The 14,792-nt window shown below is 48.7% G+C and carries 12 protein-coding genes and 7 tRNA genes; 5 read left to right on the forward strand and 14 right to left on the reverse strand.

What is annotated here, in order from left to right:
• The first annotated feature begins 3 nt into the window (after window positions 1–3).
• Genes ilvG through ilvA form a run of 5 tightly spaced genes read left to right on the forward strand, consistent with a single transcriptional unit; the run spans window position 4 to window position 6,282 of the window.
• Window positions 4–1,650, forward strand: a complete 1,647-nt coding sequence (ilvG, locus tag AB8599_RS15680) for an acetolactate synthase 2 catalytic subunit (protein WP_407331782.1) — start codon at window positions 4–6, stop codon at window positions 1,648–1,650.
• Entirely contained in the window at window positions 1,647–1,895 is a 249-nt protein-coding gene (gene ilvM / locus AB8599_RS15685; protein WP_407331783.1) for an acetolactate synthase 2 small subunit, read from the forward strand. The genes ilvG and ilvM overlap by 4 nt, the downstream gene beginning before the upstream one ends.
• Window positions 1,896–1,920: 25 nt before the next feature.
• On the forward strand, window positions 1,921–2,856 hold the full coding sequence (locus tag AB8599_RS15690; RefSeq protein WP_407331784.1) for a branched-chain amino acid transaminase: 936 nt from the start codon (window positions 1,921–1,923) through the stop codon (window positions 2,854–2,856).
• Between the two features lie 22 nt (window positions 2,857–2,878).
• Window positions 2,879–4,720, forward strand: a complete 1,842-nt coding sequence (gene ilvD, locus AB8599_RS15695; RefSeq protein ID WP_407331785.1) for a dihydroxy-acid dehydratase — start codon at window positions 2,879–2,881, stop codon at window positions 4,718–4,720.
• Window positions 4,721–4,722: 2 nt separating this feature from the next.
• A complete protein-coding gene (gene ilvA, locus AB8599_RS15700; protein WP_407331786.1) occupies window positions 4,723–6,282 on the forward strand; it encodes a threonine ammonia-lyase, biosynthetic in 1,560 nt (519 codons plus the stop codon).
• A 62-nt stretch (window positions 6,283–6,344) separates the two neighbouring features.
• Here the strand turns inward: ilvA and AB8599_RS15705 are convergent, their stop codons facing one another.
• The 14 genes from AB8599_RS15705 to atpD all read right to left on the reverse strand — a co-directional run bounded on the left by AB8599_RS15705 (window position 6,345) and on the right by atpD (window position 14,771).
• Window positions 6,345–6,716, reverse strand: a complete 372-nt coding sequence (locus AB8599_RS15705; RefSeq protein WP_407331787.1) for a helix-turn-helix domain-containing protein — start codon at window positions 6,714–6,716, stop codon at window positions 6,345–6,347.
• A gap of 227 nt (window positions 6,717–6,943) precedes the next feature.
• The gene (locus tag AB8599_RS15710; protein WP_016960921.1) at window positions 6,944–7,315 is read right to left on the reverse strand and encodes a helix-turn-helix transcriptional regulator; all 372 of its coding nucleotides are present in this window, start codon (window positions 7,313–7,315) and stop codon (window positions 6,944–6,946) included.
• Window positions 7,316–7,617: 302 nt separating this feature from the next.
• Window positions 7,618–9,453 carry a glutamine--fructose-6-phosphate transaminase (isomerizing) gene (gene glmS / locus AB8599_RS15715; RefSeq protein WP_407331788.1) on the reverse strand — a complete coding sequence of 612 codons (1,836 nt, stop codon included), beginning with the start codon at window positions 9,451–9,453 and terminating at the stop codon, window positions 7,618–7,620.
• Between the two features lie 12 nt (window positions 9,454–9,465).
• On the reverse strand, window positions 9,466–10,230 hold the full coding sequence (locus AB8599_RS15720; protein ID WP_407331789.1) for a DeoR/GlpR family DNA-binding transcription regulator: 765 nt from the start codon (window positions 10,228–10,230) through the stop codon (window positions 9,466–9,468).
• A gap of 214 nt (window positions 10,231–10,444) precedes the next feature.
• Window positions 10,445–10,529 (reverse strand) — tRNA-Leu (locus AB8599_RS15725).
• A gap of 42 nt (window positions 10,530–10,571) precedes the next feature.
• Window positions 10,572–10,658 (reverse strand) — tRNA-Leu (locus tag AB8599_RS15730).
• A gap of 92 nt (window positions 10,659–10,750) precedes the next feature.
• Window positions 10,751–10,827, reverse strand: a tRNA-Met gene (locus tag AB8599_RS15735).
• A gap of 11 nt (window positions 10,828–10,838) precedes the next feature.
• Window positions 10,839–10,913, reverse strand: a tRNA-Gln gene (locus AB8599_RS15740).
• Window positions 10,914–10,950: 37 nt separating this feature from the next.
• Window positions 10,951–11,035 (reverse strand) — tRNA-Leu (locus AB8599_RS15745).
• A gap of 43 nt (window positions 11,036–11,078) precedes the next feature.
• Window positions 11,079–11,155: transfer RNA gene (locus AB8599_RS15750), tRNA-Arg, on the reverse strand.
• A gap of 2 nt (window positions 11,156–11,157) precedes the next feature.
• Window positions 11,158–11,232, reverse strand: a tRNA-Gln gene (locus tag AB8599_RS15755).
• 125 nt (window positions 11,233–11,357) lie between these two features.
• Window positions 11,358–12,719, reverse strand: coding sequence for a bifunctional UDP-N-acetylglucosamine diphosphorylase/glucosamine-1-phosphate N-acetyltransferase GlmU (gene glmU / locus AB8599_RS15760; protein ID WP_407331790.1), 1,362 nt, complete (start codon window positions 12,717–12,719; stop codon window positions 11,358–11,360).
• A 207-nt stretch (window positions 12,720–12,926) separates the two neighbouring features.
• Window positions 12,927–13,349, reverse strand: coding sequence for a F0F1 ATP synthase subunit epsilon (locus AB8599_RS15765; protein ID WP_407331791.1), 423 nt, complete (start codon window positions 13,347–13,349; stop codon window positions 12,927–12,929).
• 18 nt (window positions 13,350–13,367) lie between these two features.
• A complete protein-coding gene (atpD, locus tag AB8599_RS15770) occupies window positions 13,368–14,771 on the reverse strand; it encodes a F0F1 ATP synthase subunit beta (protein WP_016961817.1) in 1,404 nt (467 codons plus the stop codon).
• Window positions 14,772–14,792: the final 21 nt, after the last annotated feature.

Here is a 14,792-nt window from a genome sequence, read left to right on the forward strand (position 1 = left end):
GGTATGACAGGTGCACAGTTAGTGGTTAGCGCATTGCGCCAACAAGGTGTCACCACACTATTCGGTTATCCCGGTGGTGCGATAATGCCCGTCTACGATGCTTTATATGACGGCGGCCTTGATCACGTCCTTTGTCGCCATGAACAAGGCGCTGCCATGGCCGCTATCGGTTATGCGCGTGCAACAGGCGGCGTTGGCGTTTGCCTCGCAACATCTGGTCCTGGTGCAACCAACCTGATCACCGGCCTTGCCGATGCCATGATGGACTCGGTGCCTATTGTTGCTATTACAGGTCAAGTTGCCAGCCCTCTTATCGGTACCGACGCATTCCAAGAAGTCGATGTTCTTGGCTTGTCGCTCGCCTGTACCAAACACAGTTTTCTGGTCACTGACCCCAATGAACTCGCAAAAACCTTGGCTGAAGCCTTTATTGTGGCCCAAGAAGGTCGTCCCGGTCCCGTGCTGGTAGACATTGCTAAAGACGTGCAACTCGGCCAAATCGAAAATATGTCGACAGTGCAAACTAAAGAGCCATTCGCCCCAAAAGTGTCTACTGCATCTTTGCAAGAGGCGAATGCGCTGATTGCGGCAAGCAAACAACCGATAGTGTATGTTGGCGGTGGTGTGCAACTGGCGCATGCCACGGATACCTTGCGCCAATTTCTTAATCACAGCCAAATCCCCGCTACCTGCACCCTGAAAGGTTTGGGATCGGTTCACCGCGACTACCCTTACTACTTAGGTATGTTAGGCATGCACGGTACAAAAGCGGCCAACCTTGCCGTTCAACAATCCGATTTACTGATCGTGATCGGTGCGCGTTTTGATGACCGGGTGACAGGCAAGCTCGATACCTTTGCACCCAATGCAACTGTGATTCATATCGATATAGACGCCGCCGAGTTCAACAAACTGCGTCGCGCTAATGTTGCCCTTCGCGGTGAGCTAAACACCGTCATACCAGAACTTGGGGAGCCCGCAGACATCTCACTGTGGCAAACGACAATCAGCACCATGATGAACGATTTTGGCTGGCGCTATGATCACCCTGGCGATGCCATTTATGCGCCGCTTCTCCTTAACCAATTGTCGGAGATGATGCCAGATTCCACCGTGGTCGCGACTGATGTGGGTCAGCATCAAATGTGGGTAGCACAGCACGTTCAGCCAAGGCGTCCTGAGAACTTACTCACGTCAGCTGGGCTGGGCACGATGGGGTTTGGTTTACCTGCAGCGATGGGCGCCAAAATGGCACGTCCTGATGATGAGGTTGTGTTAGTTTCGGGAGATGGTTCGTTTATGATGAACGTTCAGGAGCTTGGCACGCTAAAACGGCGTAATATACCCGTCAAAATGGTCCTGCTGGATAACCAGCGTTTGGGAATGGTACGTCAGTGGCAAGAGCTGTTTTTCGACAAACGCTTTAGTGAGACCAATCTGTCTGACAACCCGGATTTTGTAAGGCTAGCCAGCGCCTTTAATATTCCAGGCAAAACCATCACCCGAAAAGAAGAAGTCATCCCTGCGCTGCAGGAGATGTTAGCAAGTGATACAGCCTACCTGTTACATGTTGCTATCTCAGAGGAAGAGAACGTATGGCCGCTGGTTCCACCCGGCGCCGCCAACCAGGATATGTTGGAGAGAACATGAGCCAAGCTCACACCCTACTGATCGACGCAGACGACAAGCCAGAATTGCTTGAGCGCCTTTTGCGCATCGTGCGTCACCGAGGTTTTCGCCTCACCAGTTTGGACATGCATCATACTGATAGCTGCAATGTGGTTGAAATTACCTTGCAAGTCACGAGCGAGCGTCCAATCGCCAACCTACAAAGCCAATTAGACAAGTTATGGGATGTATCACGCGTACGTCTTCTCCCACAAGAACAACAGTAATGCGTTATCTAAAAGGATTAAAATAATGGCAAACACAGCGGATTATATTTGGTCAAACGGTGAACTCATTCCTTGGCAAGATGCTAAGGTTCACGTACTGACTCATGCCATGCATTATGGCACCTCCGTATTTGAAGGCATTCGTTGCTACGATACGCCAAATGGCCCTATCGTTTTTCGTCACCGTGAGCACATGCAGCGTCTCAAAGACAGCGCAAAAATATACCGCTTTCCTATTCCTTATAGCGTCGACGAGCTGATGGAAGCATGCCGCGAAACCTTGCGTGCGAACAAACTTAACTCAGCCTATATCCGCCCGCTGGGTTTTGTCGGCAATGTCGGTTTAGGTGTATGCCCGCCGCCAGAAACTGAAATGGAAATAATCATTGCCGCGTTTGGCTGGGGTTCTTACCTTGGAGAGGAAGCGCTCGCGAGTGGCGTAGATGCCATGATTTCAAGTTGGAACCGTGCCGCACCAAACACGATTCCAACCGCAGCCAAAGCAGGCGGTAACTACCTATCTAGCCTATTGGTCGGTGGTGAAGCACGTCGCCATGGTTACGCCGAAGGTATTGCATTGAGCGTCGATGGTTACCTGTCTGAAGGTGCGGGTGAAAACTTGTTTGTTGTGCGAAACGGCGTCATTTCAACACCACCAGCTACCAGTGCAATCCTACCGGGCATCACACGTGATTCGATCATGATTTTGGCTCGTGAAATGGGTTACGAAGTGCGTGAAGAAAACATTGCCCGTGAAGCGCTCTATCTTGCCGATGAAGTCTTCATGACTGGCACCGCCGCAGAAATCGTTCCAGTACGCAGCGTTGATCAGATCACCGTCGGTGAAGGGACACGCGGCCCAATTACAGAACACGTTCAATCCGCATTCTTTGGCCTGTTTAATGGCCAAACCGAAGATAAGTGGGGATGGCTAGATCCCGTCTCACCACAATCCAAATAAGCAGTATTAAGAGGACAAGGAAATGCCTAAGTATCGTTCAGCCACCACGACTCATGGCCGCAACATGGCCGGCGCACGTGCCCTTTGGCGCGCAACTGGCGTAAAAGATGAAGATTTCGGCAAACCTATCATTGCCGTCGTGAACTCATTTACCCAATTCGTGCCGGGTCACGTTCACTTAAAAGACATGGGCCAACTGGTCGCGCGCGAAATTGAAGCAGCAGGCGGCATCGCCAAAGAATTCAACACCATCGCAGTGGATGATGGTATCGCCATGGGCCACGGCGGCATGCTTTACAGCCTGCCATCACGCGAGTTGATTGCCGATTCCGTCGAATACATGGTGAATGCGCACTGCGCCGATGCCATGGTCTGTATTTCAAACTGCGACAAGATCACCCCAGGAATGCTGATGGCAGCAATGCGCATCAATATTCCCGTGATCTTTGTGTCAGGCGGGCCAATGGAAGCGGGCAAAACCAAGCTGTCGGATCAGATCCTAAAACTGGATCTGGTTGATGCCATGATCCAAGGCGCCGATCCAAGCGTGTCTGACGAACAAAGCGAGCAGATCGAACGTTCTGCGTGCCCAACCTGCGGTTCTTGCTCAGGCATGTTCACCGCTAACTCCATGAACTGTTTGACTGAAGCGTTAGGCCTTAGTCAGCCAGGTAACGGTTCGATGTTGGCAACACACGCTGACCGTGAGCAATTGTTCCTTAAAGCAGGCCAACGCATTGTTGAACTGACCAAGCGTTACTACGAGCAAGATGACGAATCAACCTTGCCACGAACAATTGCTAGCCGAGCTGCATTTGAAAATGCGACAGCGCTAGATATCGCGATGGGCGGCTCAAGTAACACCGTTCTTCACCTTATCGCTGCCGCACAAGAAGGTGAGATTGACTTTGACTTGGACGATATCGATCGCATGTCTCGTCGAGTTCCACATCTTTGCAAAGTGGCGCCTTCAACGCCGAAATATCACATGGAAGACGTGCACCGAGCGGGTGGCGTGATCGGTATCTTGGGCGAACTCGCACGAGCAAATCTTCTGCACACTGACGTTCCTACCGTGCTCGGCCAAACGATGGCTGACACCATCGCACAATACGACATCATGGTGACCGAAGACGAAGACGTGAAAGCCTTCTTTCGAGCAGGCCCAGCCGGTATTCGTACCACCAAAGCGTTCTCGCAAAGCTGTCGTTGGGACACCCTAGATAACGACCGTGAAAACGGCTGTATCCGAACCCGTGAAAACGCCTTCAGTCAAGAAGGTGGCCTTGCTGTTCTTAGCGGTAACCTTGCGGTTGATGGTTGTATCGTTAAAACAGCGGGTGTTGATGAAGAGAACCTTGTTTTCCGTGGCCCTGCGCACGTATTTGAAGCCCAAGAAGATGCAGTAAACGGCATTCTCTCTGGTGCTGTGAAAGCAGGTGAAGTCGTCGTTATTCGCTACGAAGGTCCAAAAGGTGGTCCGGGCATGCAAGAAATGCTGTACCCAACCACCTACCTGAAATCCATGGGCTTGGGCAAAGCCTGCGCGTTGGTCACAGATGGTCGTTTCTCAGGTGGCACCAGTGGTTTATCTATCGGTCACGTTTCACCAGAAGCGGCGAGTGGTGGCACGATTGGTTTGGTGAAGCAAGGCGATATCATTGCTATCGATATCCCTAAACGTTCCATCGTACTGGAGGTGGATGACGCGGAGCTTGCCTCACGTCGCGCAGAGACAGATGCGCGTGGCTGGAAACCTGTTTCACGTGAACGTGTTGTCTCCCTTGCCCTCAAAGCGTATGCCAGCTTGGCAACCAGTGCCGACAAAGGTGCAGTGCGCGATAAAAGCAAGTTGGAGGATTAATCATGACGCAGGCCCGCCAATCTCATGTACCCGTTCCTCTCAGTAATGCTGAGTATCTCCGCGATATTTTGCGTGCGCCTATTTATGAAGTCGCGATTGTTAGCCCACTTCAGGACATGCCGCGCATTTCAACGCGTCTGGATAACCATATCCAGATTAAACGTGAGGACCGTCAACCGGTACATTCATTCAAATTGCGCGGTGCCTACAACATGATGGCGCAGCTGTCTGACGCTCAAAAACGTGCTGGGGTAATCGCTGCCTCAGCAGGAAACCATGCGCAAGGCGTTGCCATGTCTGGCCACAAGCTAGGTATCAACGCCACCATCGTCATGCCACGCACTACCCCCGACATTAAAGTTGCGGGCGTTCGTAGTTTTGGCGGTAATGTTGTGCTGCACGGAAATAATTTTGATGAAGCCAAAACCAAAGCCATAGAACTGGCTAATGAGCATGGATATACCTTTGTCGCGCCCTTTGATCACCCTGCCATCATTGCAGGACAAGGCACGATTGGTTTGGAATTGCTGCAGCAAAATGGTCATCTGGATTATATTTTCTTGCCTGTCGGCGGCGGCGGTATTGCGGCAGGTGTTGCTGTGATTGTTAAGCAACTCATGCCGCATATCAAAGTGATTGGCGTAGAAGCGGAAGATTCTGCGTGCTTGAAAGCGGCGATGGAGGCGGGTGAACCCGTTACACTCGACAACGTAGGCACATTTGCTGATGGCGTAGCGGTGAAGCGCATTGGCGATGAAACCTTCCGCGTTTGTCACGAGCACCTTGATGACGTTATCACGGTTTCTAGCGATGAAATTTGTGCTGCAATGAAAGACATTTTCGAAGACACTCGCGCCATTTCAGAGCCTTCAGGGGCACTGTCTTTGGCAGGGCTCAAGCGCTATACCGAGCAGCATCAGCTGAAAGGCAAAAATATGGCGTCTATCTTGTCTGGCGCCAATTTGAATTTCCACACTCTTCGTTATGTCTCTGAGCGTGCGGAACTGGGTGAAAAGCGTGAAGGCTTGCTGGCGGTGACCATTCCTGAACGCACGGGCGCTTTCTTAGATTTTTGCAAGATCTTGGGTGGGCGAGCGGTAACAGAATTTAACTACCGCTACAGCGACGATGCATCAGCAAATATCTTTGTCGGTGTGCGCTTGATGAATGGCCAGCAAGAACTTGATGGCATCATTGCCGATCTAAGTAAAGGCGGCTACCCCGTGCAGGATTTGTCTGATGATGAAATGGCGAAAGTACACATTCGCTACATGATCGGTGGACGTCCAACCAAAGTGATGAAGGAGCGCTTATACAGCTTTGAATTCCCAGAATACCCTGGCGCTCTGCTGCGCTTTTTGAACACGTTGGGAACACACTGGAACATCAGTCTCTTCAATTATCGCAACCACGGTGCCGACTATGGCCGAGTGCTGTGCGGCTTTGAGTTAGAAGATAAAGATCTGCTATCGTTTACCGCGCATCTTAAAGAATTAGGGTATTCCTGGAAAGACGAGACGGAAAGCCTCTCTTACCAATTTTTCCTGTCTAAGGAAAGCTGAAGATTCAATACCTGAAATGCGCAAAAAAGAAAAAGCCCAGCAACTGCTTGGGCTTTTAATTTCTATTCATCGCTTTCTGATGACTTCATGATCACCATGTACTCTGCTAACAACAAAGCCTGATCCATCACGAGATTACGCGCCGAAAGAGGGAGTTGATTAAACAATAACAATAAGTTATTCAAATCATCCCTGTGTGTAAACGCGATATCACTTCGCGTACTTTCGCCGTATAAAAACCAATTCAACGGACGGCCTGTTACGTCAGCAATCGTAGCAAGTGAAGAGACTTTTGGTTCAGTCTTACCTGACTCAATATCTAAATAAGTCTGTCGCGCCACATCAAGATGCTGCGCCATTTCCACTTGCGTGATCTCTCGGTACTCTCGCGCTTCTCTGATGCGCTGTGCAACGTGAGATTTGACAATCAACATCGTATCTTGCCCCACAACTCTTTGCCACAGTGTCGGGATCGATTCCTTTCACTGTCGCTCTCTCTACTGCTAGATCCTGCATTATGCACAGCGCAGTCACGTTCACATGTAAAGCATCATTGAATTGTGAATTCGGGCTGCCGTTGCCTAAGCCAGATGACAAGGCTTTCGTGCAATACCTATTTTGGCAGGCAAGGCTTGGCGAAGCCTGCCAAGTAAGTAAGTGCTTAACCTCTTTGCGCAGACTTAGAGTAATTCACCAAGAATGAAGCCATGTTAACGCTCTGATTGAGAATAGCAGTTCTTGCTTCATGAGGGAGCTTAGAGAAGTGCTCGAGAAGGCGGTTTACATCCTGCTTGTACTGTACGTCGTGTAGTTCAACGTCTGCATCGCCGTAAACGAACCAAACAAGCGGACGTTCAGTGATTTCTGCAATTTCAGACAACATACGAACGCGCGGTTCAGTTTTACCCGTTTCAATATCTAAGTAAGTTTGGCGCGCTACATCCAGTAATTTCGCCATTTTCACCTGGGTGATACCTTTCCACTCACGGGCTTCTTTAATGCGTTTTGCTACTTGTGATTTTGAATCGATCATACTTCACTCCCTACGACTTACAGCTTGGTTGTTGTTTTGCTGCTTTATCTACAATATGCACAATACGCGCCAACTATTTAGACAAGATTAAAGTCACCAAAAATCATGTATTTAAGTGTAATTTCAATATATTTGCTTATCTTTCTGGGCGAGGTGTCTTGTTATAGATGCGAAATGATTTGCAAAATGCAAATGTCGTGACGGGTTTCTAAGTTGCAAATAGCAACGAATGTAAAATCGATACCATGAAAGGAAGAAAAAAAGGAGCCAAAGCTCCTTTTTCTTACGCTGCAAATGTATGACTATTCAACGGTAACCGCTTTTGCCAAATTGCGAGGCTGATCGACGTCAGTACCTTTGATTAGCGCAACGTGATAGGACAATAGCTGCATCGGCACGGTGTAGAAGATCGGTGCACACACCTCATCAACATGTGGCATTGGAATGATAGTCATGCCATCACTTTCCTGAAAACCCGCAGACTCATCAGCAAACACATACAACTGACCGCCTCGGGCTCGCACCTCTTCAATGTTAGATTTGAGCTTTTCTAACAGTTCGTTGTTTGGTGCTATCACAATAACGGGCATATCAGCATCAATCAGTGCCAGAGGGCCGTGTTTGAGTTCACCGGCTGCATAAGCTTCAGCATGAATATAAGAAATCTCTTTGAGCTTCAAAGAGGCTTCCATGGCAATAGGGTAAAACTCACCGCGACCTAAAAACAGCGCGTGATGCTTATCAGCAAAATCTTCCGCAAGTGCTTCAATCTGTTTATCAAAAGTCAGTGCTTGCTCAATTTGTGCAGGCAGTCTGTGCAGTGATTTAACAATCTCAGCTTCCTTTTCAGCGTTAATCGTACCTTTCTGCTTACCAAGTGCTGTTACCATCATCAACAAAGATGTGAGCTGCGTGGTGAAAGCTTTCGTTGATGCAACACCAATCTCTGTGCCAGCACGAGTCATGATAGCAATATCAGACTCTCTCACTAATGAAGAGCCTGCAACGTTACACACTGTCATTGCTGCCATGAAACCACGCTCTTTCGCCAATCTCAGTGCCGCTAAAGTATCTGCAGTTTCACCAGATTGCGAAAGGGTAATCAATACACTATTTGGGCGGGTAACGAAGTTGCGGTAGCGAAACTCCGAGGCAATCTCTACATCACAGCTAACACCCGCGATAGATTCAAACCAATATCGCGCTACCATTCCCGCATTGTAAGACGTACCACACGCAATGATTTGAATATGTTCTGCTTTTTTTAAGATCTCTTTCGCGCCATGACCCAAGCTTTCCACCAGCACCGAGTTTGCGTCAATACGCCCTTCTAAGGTGTTGATAATAGCCGAGGGCTGCTCAAAGGTTTCTTTTTGCATGTAGTGTCGATACTTCCCTTTATCGGCAGCATCATGCTCTGCGGTTGATTCGTGAATGGGTCGTTCGACGGCATTGCCTTCGACGTCAAAAATATCAACAGCACGACGAGTGATTTCAGCGATATCGCCTTCTTCTAAAAATAGAAAACGACGAGTGACATTTAAAAGTGCCAACTGATCAGAGGCCAGAAAGTTTTCACCGATCCCCAGCCCAATCACCAATGGGCTACCAGAGCGCGCAGCGATAAGGCGTTCAGGATCACGTCTATCCATCACAACCGCACCATATGCGCCATGGAGCTGTGCAATAGTGCGATTAAATGCATCTAATAGTGATCCGCCTTGCTCGAGCTCCCAATGCACAAGGTGAGCGATCACTTCTGTATCTGTCTGAGACGTAAAGACATAACCGCGCTGGGTTAATACCTCACGAAGCGGCTCATGGTTTTCAATAATACCGTTGTGGACAACCGCAATATTTTCACCAGACATGTGCGGGTGAGCATTTTCTTCACTGGGTTCACCATGTGTCGCCCAGCGAGTATGGGCAATTCCCGTCCCACCAGATACAGGGTGCGCGTCGAGCGCATCTGCTAACATCTGTACTTTGCCTAGACGGCGCAGACGGTGAAGTTGATGCTCTGCATCAACGACAGCCAAGCCGGCAGAGTCGTAGCCGCGATATTCCAAACGGCGTAAACCTTCAACCAGTATTTCCGCCACATCCCTTTGCGCTACCGCGCCGACAATTCCACACATAACTTTCCCCGTTTAATTAGGGGCGCAGATCACCTCTGTGCCCGTCTTTTCAATGGCTTGTTTGGTGATGGTATCTATATTGGTATCAGTAATAACGGTCGTAATGACATCCCAAGGCAGTTCTAGGTTAGGTATCTTTCGTCCGATTTTATCGGACTCAATCAACACAACGACCTCTCGAGACACCTCCGACATAACTCGGCTCAACCCTACAATCTCATTGAAGGTTGTTGTACCGCGATTGACGTCTATTCCATCCGCACCAATAAATAATTGGTCGAAATCATAAGCACGCAATGCTTGTTCAGCGACCTGACCTTGAAACGCCTCAGAGTGCGGATCCCATGTACCACCGGTCATCAAGAGTGTTGGTTCGTTTTCCAACTCCTTGATGGCTTGGGCAACATTTAATGAATTGGTCATCACCACCAGCCCGCGCTTTTGATTTAACAAGGGGATCAGTGCTGCAGTTGTCGAACCACTATCCACCACTATACGATTATGGTCTCGGATCCGGCTTGCCGCCATTTTTGCAATTGCTAGCTTTTGATCTGAAACTTTTACCGCATTTTCCGAAACCATTTCATGAGGAATAGGTACCGCCCCACCGTATCGACGAAGCAAAATGCCATTTTTCTCAAGCTCAGCAAGATCTTTGCGGATTGTCACTTCCGAGGTTTCAAACAGTGACGAGAGCTCGTCTACACTCACTTTGCCCTTTTCACCTAACATAGCAACAATCGCATGGCGACGTTGTTGAGTATTACGTTTCGACATGTAACCACCAAACTTTCGTTTCGAAAGATAATATAACTTTTGAAGTGAATATCAAGAATGAAATGCGAGACAAGTCACTAAGAAGATGATCGGTCGCACAAAAAAGAATTATACAGAGAGTTAAGACGCGTTAGACAGGGAATTAAAAAGCTGAAAGGAAAAGCTGAATACAACAGATACAAAAAAAGCAGGCTTAATAGCCTGCTTTTTTATATGGTGCGGAAGGAGAGACTTGAACTCTCACACCTTGCGGCGCCAGAACCTAAATCTGGTGCGTCTACCAATTTCGCCACTTCCGCGTATTTCTTTACCTAAACCTCTCAATAGGCTTAAGCGATATTTGGTGCGGAGGGAGGGACTTGAACCCTCACATCCGTTAGGATACTAGCACCTGAAGCTAGCGCGTCTACCAATTCCGCCACCACCGCACAATTCTGTCAGGCTTTTGTTTCGACGCTTGGTAGTGCGTCTGCCTGTTTGAAAGCTGTTAACCTAGCAGGCTAACATCTTTCTTTGTAAATGGTGGCTACGACGGGATTCGAACCTGTGACCCCATCATTATGAGTGATGTGCTCTAACCAACTGAGCTACGTAGCCAACCTGAAATATGGCTGGGATACCTGGATTCGAACCAGGGAATGGCGGCATCAAAAGCCGCTGCCTTACCGCTTGGCGATATCCCAACAGACACCACGCTCGAAAGCATGATTCTTTAATAAATGGTGCGGAAGGAGAGACTTGAACTCTCACACCTTGCGGCGCCAGAACCTAAATCTGGTGCGTCTACCAATTTCGCCACTTCCGCAAACCTAGTTTTACTCTCTCATCTTTTTCCTGAAAGAAGAAGATGGTGCGCGCGGGAGGATTCGAACCTCCGACCGCCTGGTTCGTAGCCAGGTACTCTATCCAGCTGAGCTACGCGCGCATTGGCTGGGATACCTGGATTCGAACCAGGGAATGGCGGCATCAAAAGCCGCTGCCTTACCGCTTGGCGATATCCCAACTGAGGCGCGTATAATATTGCGGAATAAGAAAGCCGTCAACCCCCTATTTTTCGTTTGCTGACGTTTTAACCAACCAAACAAAAAAACCCCGCAATTGCGGGGTTTTCTGGGGTAAATCGTCAGCTATTTTTGCTTGATCGGGCGTTGCCAGCCAGCAATCGTACGCGCCTTGGTACGAGTGATCACTAATTCACCTTCTTCAACATTACTGGTCAATGTCGTACCAGCACCAATTGTCGCGCCTTTTTTGATGGTCACAGGGGCAACCAATTGGCTGTCTGAACCTACAAACACATCATCTTCAATAATGGTTTTATGTTTGTTCGCACCATCGTAATTGCAAGTAATAGTGCCAGCACCGATATTCACACGATCGCCAATTTCTGCGTCTCCAAGATAAGTCAGATGATTGGCTTTCGAACCTTTACCCAAACGCGTATTTTTCACTTCGACAAAATTGCCAACGTGAGCGTCTCCCACTAGTTCCGCACCAGGGCGAAGACGAGCAAAAGGACCCACAGTACAATCTTCACCAACAGAGGCGCCTTCAATGATACTCATAGGACGTACGACAGTGTTATCGTCAATTTCACAATCTTTCAGTACGCAACCTGCGCCGATAAATACGTTGTCCCCCAGAGTCACAAAGCCTTCAATCACAACGTTCACGTCAATTTCAACATCAGTACCACATTGCAGTTGACCACGTAGGTCAAAACGCGATGGATCACGAAGCATAACGCCACTTTCCAACAGCTTCTCAGCCTGAGCCGCTTGAAAAGCTCTCTCAAGACGCGCTAATTGAATACGATTGTTCACACCTTCCACTTCAATCGCACTTTCAGGGTGCACGGCTTCAACGGCACGACCTTCATCATGAGCGATCGCAATAACGTCGGTAAGGTAGTATTCACCCTGAGCATTTTCATTTTTTAACTGAGAAAGCCAACGACGAAGGTCGCGCCCAGTGGCAACCATGACACCAGTATTTATCTCTTTGATCAGCTTTTGTTCTTGCGATGCATCTTTATCTTCAACGATCGCGACCACTGGGCCATTACGACGCACAATGCGCCCATAACCTGTTGGCTTATCAAGAACCACAGTAAGAAGAGCGATCCCCCCCGTTGGCTGAGCATCCAGTAAGTTCTCAATGGTTTGCTCTGAAATTAGCGGAACATCGCCATAAAGGATCAGGATCTGTTCATCATCTTTAAATTCAGGTGCAGCTTGATTCACTGCGTGACCTGTACCCAACTGCTCAGCCTGCAGCACCCATCGAACAGCCTCTTGAGATAGCGACGCTTGCATGGCATCACCACCGTGACCATAAACAAGATGTACGTCTTGAGCCCCCAATGAACAACACGTATCAATGACGTGCTTCACCATCGGTTTACCTGCAAGCGTATGCAGTACCTTTGGCATATTGGAGTACATGCGAGTTCCTTTACCCGCAGCAAGAATCACAGCACTGAAATTCATGGAAAGCTTATCCTTGATAGAAATACGTCACTTCAAAATAATGGTACATATTGTAACGACTCGCGAGATGAAACGGCATGTTAAATACCGATAAAAACTAAAGTTTCCGTCACTTTGTAGCAAAAATCAGGCTTAATCTCGCCGTTAATAAATAAAAAAGGCGACCTACAATGGTCGCCTTTTTAGCTTGCTGTGTTACCTGGCTATTTAGCGTGCCCTTTTCGTCAGCTCGATAACTCGTAGCTGGGCAATCGCCTTGGCCAGATCACTGGCCGCCTGAGCAAAGTCCATGTCTCCGTGCTTGTTGAGAATACGATCCTCTGCACGACGCTTCGCTTCTTCTGCCTTTGCTTGATCCAGATCGGCACCACGAATTGCGGTGTCGGCCAGCACAGTCACTGTGCTTGGCTGTACTTCCAACATACCACCAGAAAGATAAATCACTTCTTCGTGGCCGTGCTGTTTAGTAATGCGGATCATGCCTGGCGTAATGGCGGTCAGCAGCGGGGTGTGGCTTGGGAAAATCCCCAGCTCACCTTCGCTACCAGTTACCTGGATAGCTTCGGCTCGACCAGAAAACAATTGTTTTTCTGCGCTTACTACATCCAGATGGAAGGTCATCGCTGCCATATCGCCTCCTAACAACCGTTACAGGTTCTTCGCTTTTTCGAGGACTTCTTCGATAGCACCGCAGTACAGGAATGCCTGCTCTGGGATATCGTCATACTCGCCACTCATCATGCCTTTGAAGCCATTGATGGTGTCTTTCAGCGAAACGTAAACACCTGGTTGACCAGTAAAGACTTCTGCTACGTGGTAAGGCTGAGTCAAGAAACGCTCAATCTTACGTGCACGAGATACAGCAAGCTTATCGTCTTCTGATAGCTCATCCATACCCAAGATAGCAATGATGTCTTTCAGTTCTTTATAGCGCTGAAGAATTGACTGAACGCCACGTGCAACATCATAGTGCTCTTGACCAACCACTAGAGGGTCCAACATACGAGATGTTGAATCCAAAGGATCGATCGCTGGGTACATACCCATAGATGCGATGTTACGTGAAAGAACAACGGTTGCATCCAAGTGAGCAAACGTGGTTGCAGGAGATGGGTCAGTCAAATCATCCGCAGGGACGTAAACGGCCTGAACAGACGTGATAGAACCACTCTTGGTTGACGTGATACGCTCTTGAAGCACACCCATTTCTTCTGCCAATGTAGGTTGATAACCTACCGCAGAAGGCATACGACCTAGCAGTGCAGATACTTCAGTACCAGCCAAGGTGTAGCGATAGATGTTATCAATGAACAGCAGAACGTCACGACCTTCGTCACGGAACTTCTCAGCCATTGTCAAGCCAGTCAAAGCAACGCGTAGACGGTTGCCTGGTGGCTCGTTCATTTGACCGTAAACCATGGCTACTTTTGATTCAGCCGGATTTTCGATGTTTACAACACCTGCTTCCTGCATTTCAAAGTAGAAGTCGTTACCTTCACGGGTACGCTCACCAACACCTGCAAATACTGACAAACCAGAGTGCTGAAGTGCGATGTTGTTGATAAGTTCCATCATGTTAACGGTCTTACCTACACCCGCGCCACCGAACAGACCGATTTTACCGCCCTTAGCGAACGGACACATCAAATCGATAACTTTAACGCCGGTTTCCAGCAGTTCAGTTGCGTTTGATTGGTCTTCGTAGCTTGGCGCTTCACGGTGAATAGAGTAACGCTCTTCTTCACCAATCTCGCCACGCTCATCGATTGAATCACCCAGGACGTTCATGATACGACCTAAGGTTGCTGTACCTACTGGTACTTCAATTGGCTTGCCTGTGTTCTCTACTTCCAGTCCACGACGCAGACCATCTGACGAACCCATCGCGATGGTACGGACAATACCACCACCCAGCTGCTGCTGAACTTCCAGCACCAGACGCTCGCCTTCACGTTTCACGTCCAGGGCGTCATATACCTTAGGTACAGACTCCTGTGGAAACTCTACGTCGACTACCGCACCGATGATCTGAACGATCTTACCTGTAGCCATCGTTATTCCTCTAAAAATATT

The sequence above is a fragment of the Enterovibrio litoreus genome, assembly GCF_045679545.1.
Lineage (GTDB): Bacteria > Pseudomonadota > Gammaproteobacteria > Enterobacterales > Vibrionaceae > Enterovibrio.

Coding starts and splice junctions, on each gene's coding strand:
- ilvA (WP_407331786.1), top strand. CDS start 4,723: ATGACGCAGGCCCGCCAATCTCATGTACCCGTTCCTCTCAGTAATGCT.
- glmU (WP_407331790.1), bottom strand. CDS start 12,719: ATGAATTTCAGTGCTGTGATTCTTGCTGCGGGTAAAGGAACTCGCATG.
- AB8599_RS15690 (WP_407331784.1), top strand. CDS start 1,921: ATGGCAAACACAGCGGATTATATTTGGTCAAACGGTGAACTCATTCCT.
- AB8599_RS15710 (WP_016960921.1), bottom strand. CDS start 7,315: ATGATCGATTCAAAATCACAAGTAGCAAAACGCATTAAAGAAGCCCGT.
- ilvD (WP_407331785.1), top strand. CDS start 2,879: ATGCCTAAGTATCGTTCAGCCACCACGACTCATGGCCGCAACATGGCC.
- AB8599_RS15720 (WP_407331789.1), bottom strand. CDS start 10,230: ATGTCGAAACGTAATACTCAACAACGTCGCCATGCGATTGTTGCTATG.
- ilvG (WP_407331782.1), top strand. CDS start 4: ATGACAGGTGCACAGTTAGTGGTTAGCGCATTGCGCCAACAAGGTGTC.
- AB8599_RS15705 (WP_407331787.1), bottom strand. CDS start 6,716: ATGTTGATTGTCAAATCTCACGTTGCACAGCGCATCAGAGAAGCGCGA.
- ilvM (WP_407331783.1), top strand. CDS start 1,647: ATGAGCCAAGCTCACACCCTACTGATCGACGCAGACGACAAGCCAGAA.
- glmS (WP_407331788.1), bottom strand. CDS start 9,453: ATGTGTGGAATTGTCGGCGCGGTAGCGCAAAGGGATGTGGCGGAAATA.
- atpD (WP_016961817.1), bottom strand. CDS start 14,771: ATGGCTACAGGTAAGATCGTTCAGATCATCGGTGCGGTAGTCGACGTA.
- AB8599_RS15765 (WP_407331791.1), bottom strand. CDS start 13,349: ATGGCAGCGATGACCTTCCATCTGGATGTAGTAAGCGCAGAAAAACAA.